The sequence below is a fragment of the Acinetobacter sp. NyZ410 genome, from assembly GCF_022828975.1.
GTDB lineage: Bacteria > Pseudomonadota > Gammaproteobacteria > Pseudomonadales > Moraxellaceae > Acinetobacter > Acinetobacter guillouiae.
Genome location: NZ_CP094620.1, coordinates 2,817,292 through 2,842,264 on the forward strand (window position 1 = coordinate 2,817,292; position 24,973 = coordinate 2,842,264).

The 24,973-nt window shown below is 36.9% G+C and carries 20 protein-coding genes and 1 pseudogene; 9 read left to right on the top strand and 12 right to left on the bottom strand.

Going from position 1 to position 24,973, the window contains the following annotated elements:
* Window positions 1-27: 27 nt before the first annotated feature.
* From tal to MTO68_RS13305, 3 genes are all read left to right on the top strand, one after another.
* A complete protein-coding gene (gene tal / locus MTO68_RS13295; protein ID WP_244012838.1) occupies window positions 28-1,011 on the top strand; it encodes a transaldolase in 984 nt (327 codons plus the stop codon).
* A 149-nt stretch (window positions 1,012-1,160) separates the two neighbouring features.
* Window positions 1,161-1,814 (top strand): leucine efflux protein LeuE, encoded by a 654-nt coding sequence (leuE, locus tag MTO68_RS13300; RefSeq protein ID WP_004822197.1) that lies wholly within the window; start codon window positions 1,161-1,163, stop codon window positions 1,812-1,814.
* A gap of 693 nt (window positions 1,815-2,507) precedes the next feature.
* Window positions 2,508-3,680 carry a benzoate/H(+) symporter BenE family transporter gene (locus MTO68_RS13305; RefSeq protein ID WP_244012840.1) on the top strand — a complete coding sequence of 391 codons (1,173 nt, stop codon included), beginning with the start codon at window positions 2,508-2,510 and terminating at the stop codon, window positions 3,678-3,680.
* A 349-nt stretch (window positions 3,681-4,029) separates the two neighbouring features.
* On the opposite strand, the gene map is transcribed toward MTO68_RS13305, so the two are convergent.
* Entirely contained in the window at window positions 4,030-4,824 is a 795-nt protein-coding gene (gene map, locus MTO68_RS13310) for a type I methionyl aminopeptidase (RefSeq protein ID WP_004822201.1), read from the bottom strand.
* Between the two features lie 335 nt (window positions 4,825-5,159).
* On the opposite strand from map, the gene brnQ reads away from it, so the two are divergent.
* Both brnQ and MTO68_RS13320 read left to right on the top strand, forming a co-directional pair.
* On the top strand, window positions 5,160-6,452 hold the full coding sequence (gene brnQ / locus MTO68_RS13315) for a branched-chain amino acid transport system II carrier protein (RefSeq protein WP_004822203.1): 1,293 nt from the start codon (window positions 5,160-5,162) through the stop codon (window positions 6,450-6,452).
* Window positions 6,453-7,099: 647 nt separating this feature from the next.
* Complete coding sequence (locus MTO68_RS13320) at window positions 7,100-7,336, top strand: hypothetical protein (RefSeq protein WP_004719635.1); 237 nt, start codon at window positions 7,100-7,102, stop codon at window positions 7,334-7,336.
* A gap of 522 nt (window positions 7,337-7,858) precedes the next feature.
* On the opposite strand, the gene MTO68_RS13325 is transcribed toward MTO68_RS13320, so the two are convergent.
* Window positions 7,859-8,317, bottom strand: coding sequence for a hypothetical protein (locus MTO68_RS13325; protein ID WP_004822205.1), 459 nt, complete (start codon window positions 8,315-8,317; stop codon window positions 7,859-7,861).
* Window positions 8,318-8,443: 126 nt separating this feature from the next.
* Here MTO68_RS13325 and MTO68_RS13330 point away from each other — a divergent pair, with 126 nt between their 5' ends.
* Window positions 8,444-9,301 (top strand): alpha/beta fold hydrolase, encoded by an 858-nt coding sequence (locus MTO68_RS13330; protein ID WP_244012842.1) that lies wholly within the window; start codon window positions 8,444-8,446, stop codon window positions 9,299-9,301.
* Between the two features lie 132 nt (window positions 9,302-9,433).
* Here the strand turns inward: MTO68_RS13330 and MTO68_RS13335 are convergent, their stop codons facing one another.
* Window positions 9,434-10,972 carry a transporter associated domain-containing protein gene (locus MTO68_RS13335; RefSeq protein ID WP_004822208.1) on the bottom strand — a complete coding sequence of 513 codons (1,539 nt, stop codon included), beginning with the start codon at window positions 10,970-10,972 and terminating at the stop codon, window positions 9,434-9,436.
* 964 nt (window positions 10,973-11,936) lie between these two features.
* Between MTO68_RS13335 and MTO68_RS13340 the strand changes: the two are divergent.
* Window positions 11,937-12,402 (top strand): annotated as a pseudogene (locus tag MTO68_RS13340) (MarR family transcriptional regulator).
* Between the two features lie 3 nt (window positions 12,403-12,405).
* Here MTO68_RS13340 and MTO68_RS13345 read toward each other — a convergent pair.
* The 8 genes from MTO68_RS13345 to ftsY form a co-directional block, all read right to left on the bottom strand.
* Window positions 12,406-13,077, bottom strand: coding sequence for an SOS response-associated peptidase family protein (locus MTO68_RS13345; RefSeq protein WP_244012843.1), 672 nt, complete (start codon window positions 13,075-13,077; stop codon window positions 12,406-12,408).
* A gap of 148 nt (window positions 13,078-13,225) precedes the next feature.
* Window positions 13,226-13,846 (bottom strand): 2OG-Fe(II) oxygenase, encoded by a 621-nt coding sequence (locus tag MTO68_RS13350; RefSeq protein ID WP_004719624.1) that lies wholly within the window; start codon window positions 13,844-13,846, stop codon window positions 13,226-13,228.
* A gap of 190 nt (window positions 13,847-14,036) precedes the next feature.
* Window positions 14,037-16,199, bottom strand: coding sequence for a malate synthase G (locus MTO68_RS13355; protein WP_004822212.1), 2,163 nt, complete (start codon window positions 16,197-16,199; stop codon window positions 14,037-14,039).
* A 639-nt stretch (window positions 16,200-16,838) separates the two neighbouring features.
* On the bottom strand, window positions 16,839-17,432 hold the full coding sequence (locus tag MTO68_RS13360) for a nitroreductase family protein (RefSeq protein ID WP_004719619.1): 594 nt from the start codon (window positions 17,430-17,432) through the stop codon (window positions 16,839-16,841).
* Between the two features lie 494 nt (window positions 17,433-17,926).
* On the bottom strand, window positions 17,927-18,199 hold the full coding sequence (nadS, locus tag MTO68_RS13365; RefSeq protein ID WP_096734348.1) for a NadS family protein: 273 nt from the start codon (window positions 18,197-18,199) through the stop codon (window positions 17,927-17,929).
* On the bottom strand, window positions 18,192-18,512 hold the full coding sequence (locus MTO68_RS13370) for a type II toxin-antitoxin system RelE/ParE family toxin (protein WP_244012845.1): 321 nt from the start codon (window positions 18,510-18,512) through the stop codon (window positions 18,192-18,194). Before MTO68_RS13370 ends, nadS begins: the two co-directional genes overlap by 8 nt.
* A gap of 251 nt (window positions 18,513-18,763) precedes the next feature.
* Window positions 18,764-20,008, bottom strand: a complete 1,245-nt coding sequence (locus tag MTO68_RS13375; RefSeq protein WP_034611715.1) for a transposase — start codon at window positions 20,006-20,008, stop codon at window positions 18,764-18,766.
* Between the two features lie 263 nt (window positions 20,009-20,271).
* On the bottom strand, window positions 20,272-21,378 hold the full coding sequence (gene ftsY, locus MTO68_RS13380; protein WP_004719613.1) for a signal recognition particle-docking protein FtsY: 1,107 nt from the start codon (window positions 21,376-21,378) through the stop codon (window positions 20,272-20,274).
* Between the two features lie 176 nt (window positions 21,379-21,554).
* Between ftsY and MTO68_RS13385 the strand changes: the two genes are divergently transcribed.
* On the top strand, window positions 21,555-22,949 hold the full coding sequence (locus MTO68_RS13385; protein WP_056511802.1) for a pitrilysin family protein: 1,395 nt from the start codon (window positions 21,555-21,557) through the stop codon (window positions 22,947-22,949).
* A gap of 13 nt (window positions 22,950-22,962) precedes the next feature.
* Window positions 22,963-24,573, top strand: a complete 1,611-nt coding sequence (locus tag MTO68_RS13390; protein WP_244012847.1) for a pitrilysin family protein — start codon at window positions 22,963-22,965, stop codon at window positions 24,571-24,573.
* A gap of 10 nt (window positions 24,574-24,583) precedes the next feature.
* Here the strand turns inward: MTO68_RS13390 and MTO68_RS13395 are convergent, their stop codons facing one another.
* The gene (locus MTO68_RS13395) at window positions 24,584-24,910 is read right to left on the bottom strand and encodes a hypothetical protein (RefSeq protein WP_244012849.1); all 327 of its coding nucleotides are present in this window, start codon (window positions 24,908-24,910) and stop codon (window positions 24,584-24,586) included.
* Between the last annotated feature and the right edge of the window lie 63 nt (window positions 24,911-24,973).

Genomic DNA, 24,973 nt, shown 5'->3' on the forward strand with positions numbered 1-24,973 from the left:
AATATTTTAACTAAGAAATAATCGGTAATGACACAATCTGCATTAGATCAATTAAAACGCTTAACCACTATCGTTGCTGATACAGGTGATTTAAACGCAATTCAACAATTTCGCCCTTTGGATGCAACGACTAACCCTTCACTCATTACAGCAGCAGCACAACAGCCTGAAAGTCGTGAGCTGATTGAAGATGCCTATGCGCAAGCAAAAAAAGAAGGTTATGAATTAGATGCACTCGTCGAACGCACCATCGATATTCTCACCGTCAAACTGGGTGTCGAAATTTTAAATATTGTGGAAGGTCGTGTTTCAACAGAAGTGGATGCAGCCCTTTCCTATAATACCGAAGAAACCATTGCCAAGGCTAAAGAGCTACTTGCATTGTATAAAGAATATGGGATCGACCAAGACCGTATTCTGATCAAGATTGCCTCTACATGGGAAGGTATTCAGGCAGCGAAAGTGCTAGAAGCAGAAGGCATTCATTGTAACTTAACCCTGCTTTTTGGTTTACACCAAGCCAAAGCCTGTGCAGATGCCAATCTTACTTTGATTTCTCCATTTGTCGGTCGTATTTTAGATTGGTTTAAAAAAGCTGAAAATGTAGAAAGCTATCCAATTGAGAAAGATCCAGGCGTATTGTCTGTTAAACAAATTTATCATTACTACAAGCAACATCAAATCAAAACTGAAGTGATGGGCGCAAGCTTCCGTAGCATTGACCAAGTTTTAGGTTTAGCAGGTTGTGACCTTTTAACCGTTGCACCGGGTCTGCTTGAAAAATTGAAAAATGATCAACGTCATGTGGTTTCTCAACTCAGCTTAGACACGGACCAGACTGCTCAAGAACATCAAGAGATTTCTAAAACAGAATTTAAACAACAATTGGAAGCTGATTTAATGGCATTCCAATTATTGCAAAGCGGGATTGACGGTTTTATCAAAGCGCGTGAACAACTTGCATTATTATTGCGTCAATCTTTTGGCCTAGATGCTGATTTTATTGACTAATCTATGTATTTAGAATGATTTATATAAATCTAAATTGTAGATGCGCTTTTGGTTAAAATTGCACTAAAATCGCTCACACTCTAAAGCCGAGTTTGTTATCATAAACGCTCGGCTTTTTTATTTCGCTTTTCTTATACAGTGAGAATGTTGTGTTTGGTATTACCGATATTGTGACATATATACTAGGGACTATTTTTATCGTCATTTTACCCGGTCCCAACTCATTGTATGTGATGTCAATTGCCTCTCGATTTGGGATTAAAACGGGCTATATCGGTGCCTTAGGCGTATTTACAGGAGATTTAATCCTGATTCTCTGTACTGTTTTAGGTGCTGCCTCTTTACTACACGCCTTTCCTTGGTTATTTATCATTCTCAAGGTTGTAGGTGCAAGCTATCTGTCATATCTTGGTATTCGTTTACTGATCGCAAGTATAAAAACTTGGCAGAGCAAACCACAAACGCTGCAAACAAATACATCGAATACTGCAACTAACGAACAATTTCATCCATTTCGAACAGCACTAACCATTAGCTTACTTAACCCAAAAGCAATTTTATTTTATCTCTCGTTCTTTGTTCAGTTTGTCGATCCTGATTACCCTTACCCTGCTTTAAGTTTTGCGGCACTTTCAGTGATTCTGCAAATCATCAGTATGAGTTATTTGACGATCTTGATCTTCTCAGGGGTTAAACTCGCCACTTTTTTCAATACACGCTACAAAATTGCTGCAGGTTGTGTTGCTTGTGTAGGCTTACTGTTCTGTGCTTTTGGAATAAAGCTCGCTGTTTCAACGATGTAAGCTGATTTAGCTCAATAAATCTCCCGATTAAAAGCATTCTTTTTTGGATCGTTCTTTTGGATAAACTGCGCTTTCTATTCAAGGCAATATCTAATCTTTATCAATGGGTAATCTATAGTCAAACCACCTCATTATTCATATAAGTGATTTGCATCAAGTCATTGAGCATAAATGAAGTTTATGTTTTTGTATGAACTTTGAGAAAATGTTGGTTATCAATTCATTTTTTAGTTTTGAATTCTAGATGGTGATCCTATCGTGGGGCGACATGGATGTCGCCGTTGGGCGGGGGTACAGGACGTACCCCTCGCTCAATAGAAGATTTTTGTCACTTTTCATCTCTGAAAAGTGAGGCATCGCCTAAGCAAAGCTATTTAAACTTTGAATGTAAGGTGTGGCATTGCAAGCTTTTTTATAATCAAATAATTTATTTTTCCGTGTAATTGATTTGATTATAAATACTCATTAAGGGAAATTATATTCTTGAGTCAGCGTTTTTGATAGCTTATCTAGACATTGTTTTCAACTAAAACAGTTCTAGATTAAAAAAGCCAAATTCTCCCAAAATGATAATTTATTCAATTTTATTTTTCCTTTTGCTATTTAATTCCAATTAACCCTATAAGCTTTAAAATGATCCATGTATGATGGTTGCATTTTCAACCATTCAATCAAATTTAAAAGCAAAGGATCATGCAAAAGTTACTCCAAGACTTCTCTATACCTGCTATATTTGCAGGTTTCATTACCTTCTTAATTGGTATCAGTGTTTCGGCTGTACTCGTTATACAAGCAGCTCAATTACTTGGCGCAAACCCTGAACAAATTACCTCTTGGTTTTGGGCACTCGGTTTAGGTATAGGTCTTTCAGGATTAATTCTTTCTTGGAAATTCAAATATCCTGTTGCCACCTCATGGTCAACCGCTGCACTTGCACTCATCATTGCCACTGCCAGCGGCTACTCACTCTATGAAGCCATTGGTGCTTTCTTGGTGAGTGGTTTACTGACTGCCACACTAGGCTTTTTAGGTATATTTGAAAAAATTATTTCGTATATTCCTCAGAGTTTGACCAGTGCCATGCTGGCAGGCGTATTACTCAAGTTTGGTATTGCTCTATTTGCCAGTATGCAAAACGACTGGGCATTTATTCTCAGCCTCTTGGCGGTTTATATCATAACTAAACGGCTATGGGCTCGTTATTGTATTGTGATTACCGTGATCGCTGGAATCATCATTTGTCCATTTTTTATGGAGTTTCATGTTCCAACCTTACATTGGGGATTGGCAAAACCAGTATGGATGACACCTGAGTTCACATGGTCTGCAATTCTCGGATTGGCACTGCCTTTATTTGTAATCAATATGGCATCTCAGTATTTACCAGGGATTGCGATGATTAAAAGTTATGGCTATAAACCCCATGTTAACCAACTTATTGGTTGGACTGGTACAGCGCAGACTTTGCTTGCACCATTTGGCTGTTATACCGTAAATATTGCCGCAATCAGTGCTGCTGTCAGTCTGGATGACCAAGTTCACCCAGACCCTGCGAAGCGTTATATTGCCGGCATGAGCTGTGGTTTCTTTTATATTTTGATGGGGCTATTTGCGGCAACATTGACAAGTCTATTGATGTCTTTTCCACATCTTTTTATTGTGGCATTAGCGGGGATCGCCTTGTTTGGTACGATTAGTCATAATATTGCGATTGCATTTCATGAAGTCAAAGACCGTGAAGCCGCACTGCTCACCTTCTTATTCAGTGCATCAGGTGTTCAGTTTTTTGGGATTGGTTCCGCTTTTTGGGGACTACTATTTGGCTTCGCTGTTTCGTTTATTTTAAACTTTAAACTTAAAAAATAGCATTTTTATCAATAAGATGAATGGAGGCTCATTCATCTTATTTTAAATTTTCAATCGTCGAATCAAAGCAAATCGAGAAGCGATAGACAAAAAAAAGCTTACCCTAGGATGGGTAAGCTAGAAAGCTTGAAACAACAATAGAAACTACAGCGAGAATCTGGAAGCTATCTTAGCGATTGGTTAATATTTAAACCAATACTTAAAAACACTTATTGGATATTTCTTAAACGAAAATATCCCCTAAAAGATCCACATTTCCAGCAAATAAAGTGAGAAAAATCTCATTTTCAAAGATAAAAAAACAATAAATCGCTGAGCATAATTCATTCATTAGACCAAAGTCTAAAGATTAAATCTCAGGGTAGTTGCCAGTGCCTTCAGGCCAAGGTGTAAGCAATTCAAATCCTGTATCTGTGACAGCAACCATATGTTCCCATTGTGCTGACAATGACTTATCCGCAGTAACCACAGTCCAGCCATCTTTCAGCTCTTTGACACTGGATTTCCCCGCATTAATCATTGGTTCAATGGTAAAAACCATACCCTTTTTAAGCACTAAGCCCTGTCCGGGTTGACCATAATGTAATACGTTAGGTTGCTCATGATAAATCTTACCAATCCCATGACCACAATATTCACGAACGATCGTATAACCTTCACGTTGCCCAACTTGTTGGATCGCATGACCAATATCCCCAAGTGTTGCACCGGGTTTGACCATATGAATCCCAGCCACCATTGCCTCATAAGTCGTTTCAACCAGTCTTTTCGCTTCAGGTTTAACTGTACCCACATAATACATACGGCTGGTATCACCAAAATAACCATCTTTGATAATCGCAACATCGATATTGATAATATCGCCATCATTTAAAACCTTATGTTTTGATGGGATACCGTGACAGACCACTTCATTTGGAGAAATACAGGTGGTTTTGGTATAACCATAATATCCAATATTTGCAGGGATCACTTTTAGCGTATTGACAATAAAATCATTGCAAATATCGTCTAAATACTCAGTCGTCACGCCCGGCTTCACATATTCACCAATCATTGCTAAAACTTGAGCAGCTAAACGCCCCGACACTCTTAATTTTTCAAGGTCTTGTTCGGTTTTAATGGTGACTGTAGAAGCTTTCATTGGATCTGTCCGCAAAAGTGAAAAAATATTATATGCCTTTTCAATACGTTTAGGGCAATTTACCGCCTATCTTATTCAATAAAAATGCAAAATCAAGCACATAAATTTTAGAATAAGTATAATCTTTCCATATGATGATTTTATCTATTCTATATTTTTTGAAAATTTTGATTTTTTCAATTTTTGAAAATTAACTGTGAATCATCCACATAAATATAATCAATATGACTAATTGGTTAAAATTTATAAAAAACGGGAATATTATCCATAAAATAAAATACAAAAAATAAGCTATTTCTACTAAAATCGCTGTTTTGCTTTTTCAACCACAGTTTATGACTAATCTCCGTACAAAGGATATTATTGCTTTAGGCTTTATGACCTTTGCCTTATTTATTGGGGCAGGCAATATTATTTTTCCACCCATTGTTGCTCAACAAGCCGGTGAACATGTATGGCTCGCAGCGCTAGGTTTTCTAGTCACAGCTGTAGGCTTACCTGTTATTACCATTATGGCACTTTCTAAAACTGAAGGTTCTATTGCGATTTTAAGCTCGCCTTTAGGTAAAGTCGCAAGTTTAATACTGACGGTTGTGTGTTATCTCTCGGTTGGGCCATTATTTGCTACACCTCGTACTGCAACTGTTTCTTATGAAATTGGTTTTTCCTCATACTTTGGAAATGGTGGTACAGCATTATTTATTTATAGTGTTATCTATTTTGCATTTGTAACTTTAGTTTCTCTTTATCCAAATAAATTATTGGATACAGTGGGTCATATTCTTGCACCGCTAAAAATTATTGCACTGGCAATTTTAGGTATTGCAGCATTTCTGATCCCAACTGGTTCAATTTCTCCTGCGATCAACAATTACGCTACCAGCCCTGTTTCTGAAGGTTTTGTGAATGGTTATTTAACCATGGACACTTTAGGCGCTTTGGTTTTCGGTATTGTGATTATTCATGCCATCCACTCTCGTGGTGTAACAGATAAAAAGCTCGTAACCAAATATGCAATTATTGCAAGTTTGATTTCTGGTGTAGGTTTAACGCTGGTTTATCTCAGCTTATTTAAACTTGGTTTAGGCAGTCATGATGCTGCTCCAAATGCTGAAAATGGCGCAGTGATCCTGCATGCTTATGTTCAACATGCTTTTGGTGACTTAGGTTCTTTATTCCTGACAGGTTTGATTTTTATTGCATGTATGGTTACCGCGATTGGCTTAACCTGTGCATGTGCTGAATACTTCTCTGAACTCACGAAAATCCCATATAAAGTTTTAGTGATTATTTTAGTGTTATTTTCATTGGTGATTTCAAATCTAGGTTTAACCAAACTAATAGCTTTTTCAGTCCCTGTACTCAGTGCAATTTACCCACCGGCAATTGTGGTCATTCTATTAAGCTTCTTTTGGGGTAAATTCAATCACCCAACCACGGTTATCGCACCTGTTACTGGCGTTGCATTTCTATTTGGTCTTATTGAAGGAATTAAAGTCACAAGCTTTAAAGACAGCTTACCTTTTATGATTCAAAACTTACCCTTAAATGAACAGAATCTAGCATGGGTGATCCCATCATTGATCGTGTTAATCATCTGTGTCGTAATTGATAAAATTAAAAAATAAAGCTTTTTAATTATCATCCTTAAAATTTGATTTTACCCAAATCTTATTTTAACAGTGATCAATAATTGTCATGTTTACCCCACAGGCCGTTATTGTTTGCGACACAATTTTTAAAGCGTTGTTTGATCCATCTTAGTGCTTCAAGCATGTGATCAATGCACCTGAATAGATCGCATCAAGCTTTGCGCTATGTATAAAAAACTTTTGGCTAAAAAATACTAAAACTTAATTTTCATTGAACACAGATAAATTCAGTCGCGTTGTTGCATTTTTTCAATAAATGAAACGCTCTCCATGTCAAAATCGAATTATTTTGAAAAAAATAGTCATTTTTTTCGATTTTTGCATAAATATTGCATAATTTTTTATCAACTTTAGTCGAAAGTGCTTCCAAGACCTATTCAGTTATTGTATTTTATTTTGATAACTGGCTCACACTAACTCCACAACAATTACATCATTTATATAAAAAATCACTCATATTTTCATTTTTTATAAAATAATCATCATTTGTAATAAATATGTCATAATTATTTTGAATAATAGAGGTATTTGCTCTTGAAATAATAATTAGATATGGTACAACTGAATAAACCAATCTAGACTAAAACAATGTGGTTTTTGTCGAGCAGACAGGAGGAATGGGGATGTTATCAATACATTTCAATAAGCAAGTCTTCATTAATTCTTTGAAGACAAATACAAAACTGGTCATCTATCTAAGTACAACACTTGCACTTTTAGTGACTCTGTTTATTCATGGACTCATTCAAGGCAATTTAAAACCTGAATTTTTTGCCTATGCATTAGTCGTTTCTGCTGCCTTCTATGTTTGGGATGTAGTCGACCATAAATCTCGTAAACTCGCGAAGATTACAGAATAAAAGATGGATGCCATGCATCCATCTTAAACAAGAAAAGCAGAAAAATATCAGAACAAAAAATACAGAAAAATAAGCAATAACGCCAATCTCAACATTTCATTCAGCTTTCCAATAGTATTCTCATGACGTCTTTTAGCCGAAGATCTGTCATATATTTTTAAATTAATTTTTAAACCAACATACTGAAAAGTATAATATTTCTTCTTTTTCGTAGCACAATCACTCAATCTAACATTTGCTTTAACGGGTTTTTTAATCCTCGCCTTTGTGAAGATTCGGCTTAGGGGTTTTAATCCTCCCCTTTGTGACGTTTCGACACAGAGTTTTAAATCCTCCCCCTTGCGAAGTTAACACTTCTCACCTTTGAAAAAGGAGGAAGTTTTTCGTTACTCAAATAAATTGAGTTTAACCATACAGCGTGTTGCTATCGCGTGGCGACATGGATGTCGCCCATCGCCTATGCAATTGCAACACAGCTATATCTTGAATTGAAAGTTGAGCGGCTTTATTTAAGGTGATTGATTAAAACAAAGTAATCAACATACCAAGTAATAATCCTCCAGTCGCAACAATCTCCCCGAGTACCAATAACAGCATTGCTATACGTAACAATATTTTCGGTAATTGCATGGTTCCTAATTGGTGTGGTTGCTTAAATTGGTTGGTCGTATCTTTTAAAAAACCATGCAAAACATAACTAGCGATTGAAAAGCTAAAAAAGAATAAATTGATCAAGACAAATATCAAATTTGTGGTTTCTGTCCAGCTTGAACAATAGGCCATTACCGCTAAAATCAAAGTGGCTGGAGCATAAAGCAAGCTGCTGCGATGTGCGATATCGACATAATAATGCGCTCGGGCCATTTCTGATCGACTAATTTGGTAGTATTTCCAAACCCCTGTCAGCATACCTACCCATAGATAAATCCCGCTGAATATTAAAGCTAACTTTACTGACAAACCTAAACCCGCAAAATCCATTTAAAACACCCTAATTCCAACAGCTTAAAATATTTAGATTAGCTTTGACTCATAAGTCATACTTTGATCAAGTTTCTTTTTGGAACTTATGTAAAGTAATCATCAAAGCATACTCATTGAATTGTTATGAATACATTTGAAAATTTAACCATAACTTGTGCAGATAGCTATAGCTTAACTGCACGTTTTTATCAGGCAAAACAATCAACCCATCGATTGCCTATTTTGGTTTGCCCTGCAACAGGGATTACCCAAGGTTTTTATCATCATTTTATAGAGTGGCTTGCTCAACAAGGTTCAGATGTGCTGGTCTTCGATTTCCGTGGTATAGGTGAATCCTTACATAGTCCTCTTCGTCAGTCCAAAGCAAGTATCCAAGACTGGGGTCAACTGGATATTCCAGCAGCCATTGAAACTTTGTTGAATAAGACAGGAAAACAACAAGTTATACTTTTAGGTCATAGTGCTGGCGGACAATTATTAGGCATTGTTTCTAACTATAAGAAAGTGGCACAAGTGATTGCAATTTCAGGCTCTACAGGACATGTAAAAGGACTTAAAGGGCGAACCAAACGTATGGCGCCAGTCATGTTTAAGATGATCTTTCCTGTTTCGAGCTTAGTCAAAGGTTATGGTGCAACCAAGTTTTTAGGCATGGGGGAAAATTTACCCAAAAATGTTGCAAAACAATGGGCTGAATTTTGCAGTAAACCCGGTTATGTGATGAACGCAATAGGTAAAACGATTTTCGAGGACTATCACAACGAAATTCAATGCCCAATTACGGTGTATTGGTCTTCGGATGATGAGATCGCCACTGAAGCCAATGTCAAAGACTTACTTCGCCTATATCCAAAAGCCAGCACAGAAATGATAGAGCTTAAACCGAAAGATACAGGTCATAAAGCCATTGGTCATATGTTGATGTTTAAGAAATCACATCAAAATTTATGGCCAACAATGACACAAAATATTTTTAATTAATTTTTAGTTTTAAGTACTTAGATAAGTAATCCTATCTAAGTGCTCTTTTTATTCAAAAAAAATGCCTCATCAATGAGGCATTTTTCTACTTAGCTTTTTATATCTGCTTGCGATTTAATCGCAAAATAGTGATCAAAATTGCTCTGGACGGGTAATTTTTACCGTCTTGATTCGATTTTCATCCATTTCGATGACTTCAAACCAAATGCCCTCTTGTTCAATCTGAGTACCTACTTTTGCTTCGCCTTGAGTTTTGTCTAAAATCAAACCTGCTACACTAAAGTAACCTGAGTCTTCTTGGACCAGATCCAACATACCAAGTTCCAACTCAAGCTGATACAAGTCAAGCATACCTGATGCTTTCCACGTTGTATCATTCAGTTTGATCAACTCTAACTGTTCATCTGCATCAGGGAACTCACCCGCAATTGCCTCAAACACATCCAATGGAGAAATCAAACCTTGGATATTGCCAAATTCATTACTCACCAAGACCAAAGAACCTTTAGACGTTCTTAAGGTATGGATTGCGTCAATCACTTTCATTTTTTCAAAAATAAAAATTGGACGACTACGTTTAAGCAAGGCTTGTAATTGCTCTGGTTCATCCAGTACATCAATTAACTCTTTAGCGCGAACAACCGTAACTACTTTATCCAATTGTCCACGACATACTGGGAATAAACTATGTGGTACAGCCAAGATTTGCTGACGAATACTCTCCGCATCATCTTCAAGATCGATCCACGAAATTTGATTTCTTGGCGTCATAATTGAGGCAACTGAACGTTCAGCAAGGGTCAGTACACCACCAACCATATAGCGTTCTTCATCACCAAAGGCTTTTTGAGCAGCTAAAGCTTCAGGGCTTTGTAATAGATCTGCATCCAGCTTGCTTCCCATCAATTTTAAAATTGAATCTGCGGTACGATGACGCAATGGTGTTTTCGACTGATGCTTTTCAACATTACGGCTGGAAAACTGGTTAAAGGCTTCAATTAAAATTGCTACGCCAATACCTGAATAGATATAGCCTTTCGGAATATGGAAACCAAAACCTTCCGCGATTAAGCTCACACCAATCAACAATAAGAAACTTAAACATAGAATCACGACAGTCGGATGCTTATTGACAAAAGCGGTTAACGGCTTAGACGCAATCAACATCACAACCACAGCGATCGTTACAGCGGCCATCATCACGTAGATATTGTCGACCATACCGATCGCGGTAATCACCGAATCAAGAGAGAATACAGCGTCTAAAACGATGATTTGCGCCACTACTGCCCAGAAGCTTGCATAAACAACTGCACCTGAACTTTTAACCTCAGGTTTGCCTTCCATTTTTTCATGTAATTCAGTGACGGCTTTATAAACGAGGAACAGTCCACCGAATAATAAGATTAAGTCTCGACCTGAGAAAGACAACCCGCCAAAGGCGATTAAAGGCTTGGTTAATGTGACCAGCCACGAAATGATAGACAGCAAGCCTAGACGCATAATTAAGGCTAAAGATAAGCCAATAATACGTGCTTTGTCTCGTTGTTCAGGAGGAAGTTTATCTGCAAGAATGGCGATAAAAACGAGGTTATCAATACCCAGTACAATTTCTAAAACAATCAGGGTTAAAAGACCAACCCAAATTCCAGGGTCTAATAAAAATTCCATTATTAGAGCTCCTGCTTATTATTATCAATATATAAAGTGGAGAAAAATAAATTTGACCTACACGACGACGGATCCATGAATGAAACCTTTTCAACTAAATTAGCTTAATTATGCACAATATCTTGCGGTTGTAATTATTTTTCACAAAAATTTTACATTTATTTAAGATTTTTCTTATGGATAACTTCACCATACGGGCGAATTGCAGTTCATCCCTGCCCTCGTATGCCCAACTCAATGCATTACACATGCCGATTCATCTTATTCAAATTATTTTTCACTCAATCTTACAAAAATGTCATTAGCTTTTTTCAATATAAATTGTGTATAACTATAGTTATTAAATGCTACTTACCTTTTAAAGGTATAAATCGCTTTAATTTAATTAATAATTTTCAATCGGATATATGGGCATTTAGAGAGGAAATATTTAGATTTATCGCCATGATGACGTAATCAAAGGAAATTATTAACAGTAAAGCCAAGTTGATTTTTCTTATTTTTCAGTTAAAATAACATCAGATGTTAATTTTTTTAACTAATAAGCTTGCTTTTCACAACATCTACTTGGTAATTTTCATACTTGAGCAAGCTGAAATACATAGGATGAACCATTATGACACAAGGACATTCATTGACTTTCAATAAAAATAACCTTTGCGGTTGTTTTGAAAATTTCGATTCCACACCAACAACTAGAGAATGAACTCTGTTCATTCCAAATTGCATGAAGAAGCGACTAAATTTACGCAAGGTATTACTACTTTTTATCTAATTTAAGACAGTTATACAATGCCTTTACTGAATACTTTAACTTAAGTTTAGTTCAAGCAAAATTTACATTTCGTCGATTTTACTTGTTTTTTTCATTAAGTGATCTATCACATATTGATTCAAGTATTCAAAGTAAAATATGATTAGCGCTTAATATATGGCAATAATTACAAAAAACAGGGACCTCTAAATGACTAAAAAATATGCAAAATTTTTACCCGCTGCTGAAAATTTTAACATCGAAAATTTCCCATACTACTGGATCACTCAAGTTCATTCTCAGTATGTTTTAAATTTAGATCACGTACTTAAAAAGTATGGGGTAGACAACTCTAGACGACGATTATTGGTTGCTTTAGAAGCCAAGCCAGATGCAAGTGTCTCTGAGCTTTCAGAAATGATCGTTTCTAAAATGTCGACAACAACCAAAATTGTTTATCGCTTAAAAGAGGAAGGCTTTGTAGATACCTACTCTTGTGAAAACGATGCACGTATTACACGGGTACATTTAACAGAATCTGGGCAACAAATGACCCATAAAATTAATGATTTAATGAGTGTTGTACTTGAACAGTCATTTGACGGTTTAACACCACTACAAATTGAAAAAAACCATGGAAAATTTAAAAATCATCTTTAAGAATCTTGCACATTAATTGTTAAGATTCTTCATCAAAGATGTTCAACTGTGGCGAGTTTTTGTTATTTGATACTTTGGGGCAATAAAAACACTCAAACTCCGCCACAGGGAAACCCTCAATAAAACTCGAAATATTGGGCTGTTTTAAGCCCAACCACTCATCAAGTCGATGCTGTGGAATAACCACCACCGAACGTTTATCTGTTCGAGGTTCATGAAATTCACTCATCATCGGGTGGGTGTGGGCATCCATACTGATCATGGTGGCTGAACGAACAACTTCACCGGTTTTTAATCGGGTAATCTCATACAGTGCAGCAATATAAAAAGCCTGACCATCTTTACGTCGCACACCCCACCGTTGTGGTCGACCATTGATATACTTGGATTCATAAAATTCTGTCACGGGGATCACACCAAATTGGCACTTGCTAAAAGCCTCGACAAAACTGCGTTTTTCCATCAAGGTTTCATTTCTTGCGTTATAAGTATGTTTTGCAGCATCTTTGTCCTCAGCCCATTTTGGCACTAAACCAAAGTTAACTAAACGCCATTCCATCCCTTGATCAGATTTAAATAACAACGGCGTTTGAAAGCTTGGGAATATTTCTTCTTCATAGAGGAAAGGGATCGCGGGTAAGCCAAGCTGCTGAACTTGTAATAAGCTGATCGGTTTAAAATTAGCACACATAATAATAAGATTTAAAATATTGATTTATAATTGTTGAATTTATCTATCGCGCTATCCATTGATAAGAATATTAGACATTGATAAAAACTTGAGACAGCACGCGATTTCAATTGAGGATAAACCGAAGTTTACCCCCTTCACTTAACTTTTATCCAAAAATCTTTTTCACTTTGGCACTTAAACCATGGAAAAACTTATGTTTTGCATTGGCTTTTTCGCTGGTCAAAAAGTTAATTTGAATAGATTGGCGTTGCCCTTCATAAGGAATATAGCCATGCCAACCATTGTCAGTTACTTTAAATGCAACCAGTGAGCCCGGACCTGCATTGATTTCAGTGACATAGTTATTGATGTCTTTATCATCGTTGAGAATGCGTAAACGTCCATTCGGCGCATCCCAAGATTCATTTAAATAGATCAAAACCGTCAACAATTTGCTTTTTGAATCACTGTGAATCCGCCCATCTTTTTGACGAGAATAACCACGTAAAGTAATCATCATCGGATGTTCCATCACATTGACATCAAATTTATCTGTTAAAATTTGACGAAATTCTGGTGTATCCAACGATTTTAGAAAACGATCAAAATTAGGTTTAATTTCTACATCTTCGATGTTAAAGCTTCCGCCCTGTTCAATTTTAGGAAAGTCTTGGATTACGGCCTGGACTTCACTATCAGCCAAAGCATTTTCAACCACAAAATACGGATAAGGCGTACTCGCAACTTCAGCATTTTTCAGCGCATCTAATTTCAGAATTGATGTCATTTATAATTCAGCTTAATGATTAATTCCGTTAAATTGTATCAGAGATTTTATCTTATTGGCTGAAAACTCAAAGTCACGTCTACAAATTTTATATATGAAAGCAAAGCAACATTTAAAATAAACCATAAAAATAATAAAGCCTCCGAAGAGGCTTTATTGATAAGTTAATAGGATAAATTAGACGATAAAATTAATCACCTGTATAGCCTTTTAACTTTAAGCGATACGCATGCAATAATGGCTCAGTATAACCAGACGGCTGTTCGCCACCTTTGAATACTAAATCATAAGCAGCTTTGTATGCATAACCGTCAAAACCAGGTGCCATGTTGCTATATTCAGAGTCATTGGCATTTTGTTCATCAACAATTTTCGCCATACGCTGCATAACTTCTTCAACTTGCGCTTTAGTCACAATACCATGACGTAACCAGTTCGCAACGTGCTGAGAAGAAATACGTAAAGTCGCGCGATCTTCCATTAAACCGACATTGTTAATGTCTGGCACTTTAGAACACCCCACACCTAAATCAACCCAACGAACAACATAACCCAAGATACCTTGAAGGTTATTTTCAAGCTCTTTGGTCTTCTCTTCTTCAGTCCAGTTTGTATCTGTGGCTAAAGGCGGTGTCAACAAGTCATCTAACGGAAGCGCTTCAGTTTTCAATAACTCTTGTTGGCGTGCTGAAACATTACATTGATGATAATGAATCGCGTGAATCACAGCACCTGATGGTGAAGGAACCCATGCACAGCTTGCACCTGCTTCTGGATGTTCAATTTTGGTTTTATACATGTCTAAAAGCATGTCAGGTTTAGGCCACATGCCTTTACCAATCTGCGCTTTACCACGTAAACCTGCTTGTAGACCAACCATCACATTACGGTTTTCATAAGCTGGGAACCAAATTTGGCTTTTCACTTCGCCTTTACGAACGAAAGGACCTGCTTCCATAAAGGTATGAATTTCATCACCTGTACGGTCCATGAAACCAGTATTGATGAAAATAGTACGATCTTTCGCTTGTGCAATACAGTTTTTCAAGTTTACAGATGTACGGCGTTCTTCATCCATGATCCCGATTTTCAACGTTTTCGCTGGTAAGCCAAGTGCTTGTTCAGAACGTTCAAACAATTCAACAGCAAATGCAACTTCTTCAGGACCATGCATTTTTGGCTTAACGATATACATTGACCCTTTACGCGAGTTTTTGTTTTCGTTTTGCCCTTTGATGTCTGCGAAAGTCAATAATGGTGTAATTAAAGCATCCATAATACCTTCGTAGATTTCAGCACCATCTACAAGGATCGCAGGGTTCGTCATTAAATGACCAACGTTACGAAGAAGCATCAATGAACGACCATGAAGTGTTGTTTCACCACCGATCAAGTTCTTATGTGTACGATCTTTATTCAAGGTACGCGTCACGGTTTTACCGTTCTTCTCAATTGATTCTTCAAGCGTACCTTTCATTAGACCTAACCAGTTACGGTAGCCTTCTACTTTCTCTTCTGCATCTACAGCAGCAATCGAATCTTCCAAATCTTGAATCGTAGTAACAGCAGCTTCTAAAACAAGATCTTTAACACCCGCCGCATCAGTTTTACCCACTGGGCTATTTGCATCAATTTCAATAACAACGTGTAAGCCGTTATTTAAAAGTACAATTTCAACAGGTGCAGATTCTTCGCCATTAAAGCCAACAAATTGTGATTCTTTCGCCAAAGTCGAGGTTGAACCATCTTTAAGGCTTACAACAAGTTTTTTGCCTTCAACAGCATATTTTGTTGCATCTGCATGTGAACCATTTGCCAATGGGAATGTTTCATTTAAGAAATTCTTAGCAAATGCGATAACTTTATCGCCACGAACAGGGTTATAGCCTTTACCTTTTTCCGCGCCACCTTCTTCAGAGATCACGTCAAAACCGTAAAGCGCATCGTATAAAGAACCCCAACGTGCATTTGCCGCATTTAAGCAATAACGTGCATTACGCACAGGTACTACCAACTGCGAACCAGCCAATAATGCGATTTCTTCATCTACATTTTCTGTACTGATTTGAAAATCTTCTACTTCTGGTAATAAGTAGCCAATTTCTTTTAGGAAAGCTTTATAAGCTTGAAGTTCAAATTTATTGTTGCGGTGCCATTCATCAATTTTAGCCTGAATCTCGTCACGCTTTGCTAAAAGCGCCTTATTCTTAGGGCTAAGATCGACAACAACTTGCTCAAAGTTTTTCCAGTATGTTTCACTATCTAAACCAGAACCTGGTAGTGCTTCATTTTCGATGAAATCGTAAAGTTCTTTAGCAATCGCTAACTTGCCTTTTTGAATACGTGCAGTCATTGTCTTTCCTGATATTGCTACTTTTTATAACAAGAGTTTCTAGTATACCGATTTAAACCATGCTGAATAGTACTATCACATTGCTAAATAGTGATCATTTTAATTAAAAAAAATAGCTACATTAACTTAAAAAATAATGATCAAAAATACAGCAACACCATCAACTAAATCATCAACTTAAATCGCTTTTTAACAGTGTATAAATTTTTTAAAATGTCTAAATTAGACCAAAGTGCTGAATCAACCCTAATTTCCCCATTTTTTTATACACTTTTATTCCTTGAGCAAAGATTAAGCCATGAATAGCGCTAAATGTCGATAAAACCAATCCATAATTCTGTGTAAAGAATTGTTCGATTCACTTATATTTTTTTCTGTTTGTTCAAATCTCATCTTATTGTTTCAATTTAGATGATTAGAATCTTTAGCAACAAGATGGAATCACATATTTTTTTTAAACCACTTATGCGTTTTTAGATTATTTAATCCTACAGCGTCGATCTATTATCTCGCGACAAGCAGGGATAACGTACTGCACATAAAAAACCTGTTTAAAATTTTCATTCTAAACAGGTTTCTTGAATAGCAAGCTCTAAGCTAAATAAGCAATAGACCTTAGCTTAAAACTAAATGCTTCACTTAGTTAAAAGTTTTAAAACGTGTTGCATCATCAATAAATGTTTTTTCGCCCGCTGGTGCTTCGATTGAACCAAATACTAATTGTGCGCGAAGTTTCCAGTCAGCAGGTACATCAAATGTTGCTGCCACTTCTTCATCCACGATTGGATTATAATGTTGTAAAGATGCACCAATACCCGCTTCAGCCAATGCAGTCCAAGTTGCAAATTGTGCAATACCTGTTGAATGCTCAGACCATACTGGGAAATTATCAGCATATAATGGGAATTGTTCTTGTAGAGCTTTGATCACGCTTAAATCTTCATAAAACAACACTGAACCAGCACCAGCGATAAAGCTGTTAATTTTACCCGAAGTTCCTTCAAATGCTTCAGCTGGAACGATTTTACGTAAAGTTTCTAAAACGATTGTCCAGAATTTAACATGTGAATCACCAAATAAAATCACAGCACGAGAAGACTGTGAGTTAAATGAAGATGGGCTATGCTTGATTGCATCTTTGATGATTTCTTCAATTTTCGCTTGGTCTAAGCTTAAATCTCTACCAATTGCATAAATTGTACGGCGTTGTTTGATTTGATTTAAAAATGACATGGTGTTAATCCTTCTATGACCAAATGGGTCGTGTTATTTAACATGGTTTGAGTGTATTGCATCATTCTTAGTTTCGTCATGCTTATATACATAACAATGTGTTCTATATTTAGAACAATATGTGAAATCTGGCATTTTTAAATGCTACTGTGTTTATGTGGTCCCCTTTTTAAATTGCAATTAAAGTATTTATTAATCAAACAATTCAATTAAAATTTACCATTAAACTCAGCCTATTGCCTTGAGCTTTTCAACGATAAGAATATGGCAAATATCCTATATACTTTTCATTGCTTGTTTTGTGGTAAAAATATTGCAAATCTGGACAGATGATTCTAGACATCGCATTAAGTACAACTTGATGACATTCTTATGATGCCTTCTTCCAATAACGTACCACCAACATATCCGAGTATCATATTTCATTAAAAATTTTATATCGAACTCAGACGAAAAAGTCCGACAGGATATCGGACTTTTTATTGTCTATAATTTTAAATTAGGCTTGGATGCGTATCTAGAATACGGATTAAAGTCGCAGCTGGACCAGTCGGATAACGTCTACCTTGCTCCCAGTTTTGAAGCGTGCGAGGACTAATATGCAAGCGTGCAGCAAATTCATTTTGGCTTAAACCTGTTTTCTCACGTACTGCTTTAATATCAGGTAATTCAAGTTCAGTGACTCGACTTGCTTGAATCTCTTGACGTTTAATCTCTCCTGCTTCTTTAATCGAAGAAACAAGGTCATCAAATAAATTGTTATCCATGAAGTTGCTCCTTCACTAATTGGCGCAGAATTGCTGTTTCTTTATCCGTTAAATTATCTTTTACAGACTTAGGGTACGCGACTAAAAAGAAAATATGATCATCCTCTGAAACCCAATAATAGATCACGCGTATTCCACCACTTTTTCCTTTATCACCTTGAGCACAGCGTACTTTACGGATACCACCGCCATTTTTAACAATATCACCCTTATCAGGTTGTACCAATAGATTTTGTTGAAGCTGACGATATTCATCATCAGTCACAAGATCTTTGATTTGTTTAGTAAAAATACTAGTTTCAATGAATAACATACACGATATACGTCAATGGCGTATATACAATACTACCATAAAAAAGAATAATCAAAAGTTATAAATTGAATGAATATAAAACGCAAATTTAGGGGCTGCTGGCATTTCATAAATGGCTGGCGTTGTAGGTTAAAATTGAGCATGAGACGTATACATCGTAAAGTATAGACTTCTTTCATAAGTCCTTTTTAAAACTATAAATCAACATAAAATCCCCCTCATCTCAGCCTTCTCCCAGAGGGCATTGGTATCTACACATCTTTTTGTAGAGACTCTAATGCAATTTCAGCAATCAGCTTAAGGTCATCCACCGAATGTTCAGATAATAATTGTAGTGTATTCAGTAATATTGACAGACCAGCCAAAATTGCAGGAGCACTTTCCCTTGTTCCTCTTTTTTGTTGCCTTCCTGATAGACGTGTTAGAAAGACTCTAACTCTTGAATTTTTCTCATCATTTTCTCGCTGTATTCTCCAAGTTAACACACATGCCATACTTGCAATTAAGAGTCGTCTTAATATCGCTTGCGGAGTTGTTTGTAGCCATGACTCAATGTCATGGCCCGCCTGTTTTAACAACTTAAAATAGTTTTCTATTTTCCAACGCCAATAATACCAAGTTGCCAATTCTATACTTGGAATTTCTGATGATACATTACTTAATAAGCTCCAACGAGAAAGTGATTTTCCTTGCTTATTTTTAACTTCAACTACAATCAGTCGAACGGTTAATGACTTTCCCTTTTGTGGTGGAACTCTTTTTCCCGTTTCGTCTTTTTGCATTGGTCTTGCATTACGCGTAATACTGATTTGAGTTTCACCAACATAGAGTTGTTCGCAATTCCCTTTATATTGAATTGTATGGGTTTGTGAGGTCGGTATTTGGTCTGATACGTCTCTTAACTTAACATCTTCTCCTTGATATTCAACACGATTTCCTTCTTTACCTCGAATAAGAAATAAATGTTCTTGTTGATTCAATAATCTAAGATGAGCAATTGAATCTCCTTCACGATCAATAATATGTACGAGTTTCTTTTCTATTGGTAAAGACTCAATATGTTCGATTTGTTCACATAGTGCATTTAAGTGGGTTTCTTTTATTTTATGCCCATCAGTAAATGTTGAATAACGTCCAGTAGCATCACATAAAGTTTGATCTAATGGTGCAATGGGTAAACCCGTTTCAGCATCAATTAATAAACTGCTTTGTAATTCATAGCCTTTGTCACTTGCATGTGTTCTTTTGAATCTATTTAACTTGTTGTTATGTTTGAAATATTGTAGTTGAGACCAATCATGAGCAACTAAGGCATAGTGGTGATTCGATAGAGCGATTTGTTCAAACGCAAGTTTTTGAAGAGGCTGATTGAGTTGTTGAAATGAAACGTTTTCGTTATTTAAGAAACGCCAAACTGCTTGGGTTGTAGCAAAGCTAGTCTTTTGGGTAGAGGCAATATCTTTAAGCGCTGGGGCTAATGAAGCAAGTGGATTCATATTAAGTTTTACAAGACGTCCGTAGCGTTTAACTAATCGGTTATCTAAGTGTGGAATGTTAAATTGGAGAGCATGCTCTCCAATTTAACTTAAATAGATTTAATTGTGTAGATACCTATGCCCAAAGGAAGAAGGGACTTTCAATACCAATCTGATTCACTCAACATGATCATTTTTTGATTTATGAAAGATCTTTTATGAAACGAATAAAATAAAAACTCCGCATAAAGCGGAGTCTCATTTAAAATAAATAGTTTTCTAAATTACTTATCTGTTTCAAACAGTGCAGCAACAAATGATTTTGCAGAGAATGGACGTAAATCATCAATCTTCTCACCCACACCAATATATCGAATTGGTACATGAGTACGACTGGCAATATTAAACAACACACCACCCTTTGCTGTTCCATCTAATTTGGTAATGGTTAAACCTGTTAAGCCTACAGCTTCGTCAAACATTTCAACTTGGTTAATCGCGTTTTGACCAGTACCTGCATCCACCACCAACATCACTTCATGTGGCGCAGTTGCATCAATTTTTTGCATCACACGTTTTACTTTAGTCAACTCAGACATCAAGTTACTTTTATTATGCAAACGCCCTGCTGTATCAGCAATTAAAACGTCCACACCTTTGGCACGTGCACTTTCAAAAGCATCAAAAATGACTGAAGCACTATCTGCACCATGGCCTTGAGCCACGACAGCAATATTGTTACGTTCACCCCAGATTTGAAGTTGCTCAGTTGCCGCTGCACGGAAGGTATCTCCTGCCGCAAGCATGACTTTCTTGCCTTCACCTTGTAAACGTTTGGCTAATTTACCAATCGTGGTGGTTTTACCCACACCATTTACACCCACCACCAAAATCACAAATGGATTTTTATTGGGATCGATATGCAATGGTTTTACCCGAGGTGCAAGTAAAGCAACCAGCTCTTCTTGTAGCGCTTTATACAATGAATGTGAGTAAATCAAATCACCACGTTCTGTACGCTCAGTCAAATTCGCAATAATGGTTTTAGTCGCCTCTACCCCGATATCAGCAACCAAAAGTTGCTCTTCTACTTCTTCGAGCAACTCATCATCAATTTCTTTACCACCAATCAGGATATTGACCATACCATCGGCAAGGCTTTTACGTGATTTGGTCAAACCTTCTTTCATGCGGCTAAAAAAGCCACCTTTAGACTTTTCGTCTGCCGATTCAATCTGTGCGTCTTGGCTCTCAGTTTGAACAGGTTCCGTTTTAGGTGTTTCTACATTATTTTCAATAATAGGCACATTGACGGCTGGTAAACTAGGTAATGTGACATCGTCATCCCCGATATCCGCATCAATCAAGAATTTATTTTGCTGTTCTTGCATGCCGATTCCTTGAAAAGCATAGCGTTAAAAAAGAATGAGTTTAGCATAGATTGCATCATTTTTAGCGTTAAAGCAGCGATAAAACAAGCAAACCAAAATGCAACATTCCAGCCTTGCTTTAAATCATTAATTTTTTAAGAATAGTTCTAAATTTAAAATAAATTTTTGGGTTATCTGTGTATATTCTGAAATCTAAATTCTTAAATCTTCTTAGACAATCCAAAGTTATCCTTGCGCCACTTTTATTTTTATCTTTTAACACGGTAAATACGCAACTTCAGGCAGCGCCTCAAAGCCAACTTTCTAGGACCACCTTTGAAACCACACTGAAAAATGGTTTAAAAGTGATTATCCGTGAAGATCATCGTTCACCAATTGTTATGACCCAAATCTGGTACGGCGTGGGAAGTAGTGATGAGTCTGGTAATGTACTTGGTATTTCTCATGTGCTCGAACATATGATGTTTAAAGGAACCAAAAAAGTTCCTGATGATGAGTTTGCACGCTTGAGTCGAATTTATGGTGGCCGCACCAACGCCGCCACATATACAAATTACACCAACTATTATCAGCTTTACCCCAAGAAATATTTTCCATTGGCTTTGGAACTTGAAGCAGACCGTATGACAAATCTGGTCCTCAAACAACAAGACTTTGATCCTGAAATCAAAGTGGTGATGGAGGAAAGACGACAACGGACTGATGATAATCCACGAAATCTAGCCTACGAACGTTTTAAATGGATCGCCTATCCAACCAGTCACCATCGTCAACCGGTGATTGGCTTTATGAAAAACCTACAGAATATTCGTCTGGATGATCTTAAACATTGGTATCAAACTTGGTACACCCCCAATAATGCGACTTTGGTCATTGTGGGAGATGTCAATGCAGAACAGGCACTTAAACAGGTTGAAAAATATTTTGCGGCAATTCCCAAAAAGGAACTTCCTGACCGTAATGATGTTTTAGAGTTTGATCGAATGGGGTATCGGCACATGGAAGTGCAGTTGCCAGTACAAGTCCCCAACTTGTTTATGGCTTGGAATGTCAAATCCATTGCCACAGCAAAAAACCCACAAGATGCTTACGCACTAACCATTATCCAGTCCTTACTGGATGGCGGAATCTCCGCACGCTTACAAGACCGTCTGATTCGAGATAAAAAAGTGCTGACTGCAATCAGTGTCAGTTATGACCCCTATAATCGCGGCGACAGTTTATTTATGATCTCCGCGATCCCAAGTGATGATGTTTCTCTGGATGAGGCACAAAAAGCGATTGAAAAAGAGATGAATTTATTTAAAACAGAATTGGTCAATCAAGCTGAACTTGATCGTGTCAAAAACAACTTCGTTTCAAATTTAATCTATAGTCAGGATGATATTGGTGGACAAGCCAATATGATTGGGAATTTGGAAGTAAACGGCCTAAGTTTTCGTTTAATGGATGAATTACCCAAACATTATGACAAAGTCACACCACAAGATTTACAACGAATTGCCAATATTTATTTTGTCAAAGCCAATCTGAGTAGTTTGTATTTAATGCCTGAAAGTACAAAAGAATAAAAAAGGATCTCTCATGAATTTTAATCCATTCTCGACCTATTCGATAAAAATACCCCTGTTTGTGTGCATCAGCTTACTCTACTCCCCCCTTAACCATGCAGAGGTTGAATTAGACAATCATGATGAAACGGATGCGGTTATAGATGATTCAGCACTTAAGGCAAATTCAACCTTACAAAGCTTAAAAAATTTAGATAAACATCAACAATACCAAGCGCCCTTTGTTCAAGACCTCTCCAACAACCAAAAAGTCAGAACACTGTTTGTTTCAGCCACTGACCTACCTATTGTGGATATTCAACTCACCTTTAATGCAGGTTCGTCACAGGATGAAGCACTAGGAAAAGGTTTGTATGGTATGGCAAATATGGCAGCCAAACTGATCACTGAAGGTACAGATCAATATACAGCAAAAGAAATCGCGTTTACATTTGAAGGATTAGGCGCTCAATTTAGCGTTACCGCGTACCGTGATATGTTTGTGGTTCGACTTCGGGTCTTGTCAGATCCTGAAAAATTAAACCCTGCCATCAATACCATGTTGCATGTGCTGAATCATGCACAATTTAATCCATCAGGTTTAAATCTTGTGCTAAATAATACCAAGGTTGGACAAAAGCAAATCCAAGAAAATCCAAATCGGATTATGAATATTCGCTTTTATCGTGCGTTATATGGACAACACCCTTATGCCGAACCCACTGTAGGGACCAATGGCAGCCTTAAAAAAATTACCCCAGAACTACTTAAGGCTTATCGACAAAAACTGCTTGTCGCCCAAAATATGAATATTGCGATTACTGGTAATTTAACTGCAGCCGATGCAACCCAACTGGCCAATTTAATCAGTCAAAATCTAACCCAAGGTGAAGCTGCACAAGCACTTCCTGAACCACAAGATCAAAGTGATTTTAATATCCATTACATTCCATTTAACTCAACACAAGCCAACGTGATGATGGGACACTTGGCTATTCAGCGCAGCGATCCTGATCGTGTTGCATTAGAAGTTGCCAATCAAATGTTTGGCGGAAGCGGATTTAATTCCATTTTAATGAAAGAACTTCGGGTTAAACGGGGTTATACCTATGGAGCGTATAGTAATTTGACCTCCACATTGGCTCAGGGGTTTTTTAGTTTGAGTTATTCCACTGAACAAAATCAATTAATGGACAGTATCAAAGTTGCACATCAAGCCTTACGTGATTTTGTAAAAAATCCAATCCAAAGAAAACAGCTCGAAGAAACCAAAGAAGGCATGTTACGTTCTTTCCCAATGACCTTTAGTTCCAATGCCAATATCAATGCCCAAATCGCATCGATTGGTTTTTATCAACTTCCTGCGGATTATTTGACTCAATATCAAAAGCAATTGAGCCAAGTCACCACCAAACAAGTTCAAAAAGCCATTCAAAAACATCTTCGTGCGGATCGTCTCACCTTGGTTGTTGTTGCACCAACACTGGATCAGAATGAATTAAAAGACATGTTAAGTGCTGATTTAGCCAACCCAGATCAATCCAGTACAAATCAAAACAAGCAAGTGGATACGCAAGCCATGCCAGATGTCCCGACATTGATCATTCAAAAAACAATTCGTCCGCAAGCGGAATCAACCAAATGAGTATTATCAGTTATTGCGGATCTTTACTATCTACCGCAGGATATCGTTTTACTTGTTGATTTTCAAAATGATAGGCACGTAGTAGACGTAAATACTCAACCACATAAATACGATCTTGGCGGCGCAATTGATTGGCAATTTTTTGCGTCTTAGGATTGGCGGCTTGTTGTGAAAATTGCATCACATATTTGTATTGATCTGGATTAATTGGCCGTGTTAAAGCCAATGTTGCAAGAAAAATCATCAGTACGATGATCACAACAACAAAAGAATTCAAGATTTTTTCCACAGGAAATGAATAGAATAATTTTTGAAAATAATCTTTGAATTTTTGCATGAACTACCTCTAATTACAGATAGTTTATCATCCTGACCATAAAAATATAGGGCTTTCTTCAAG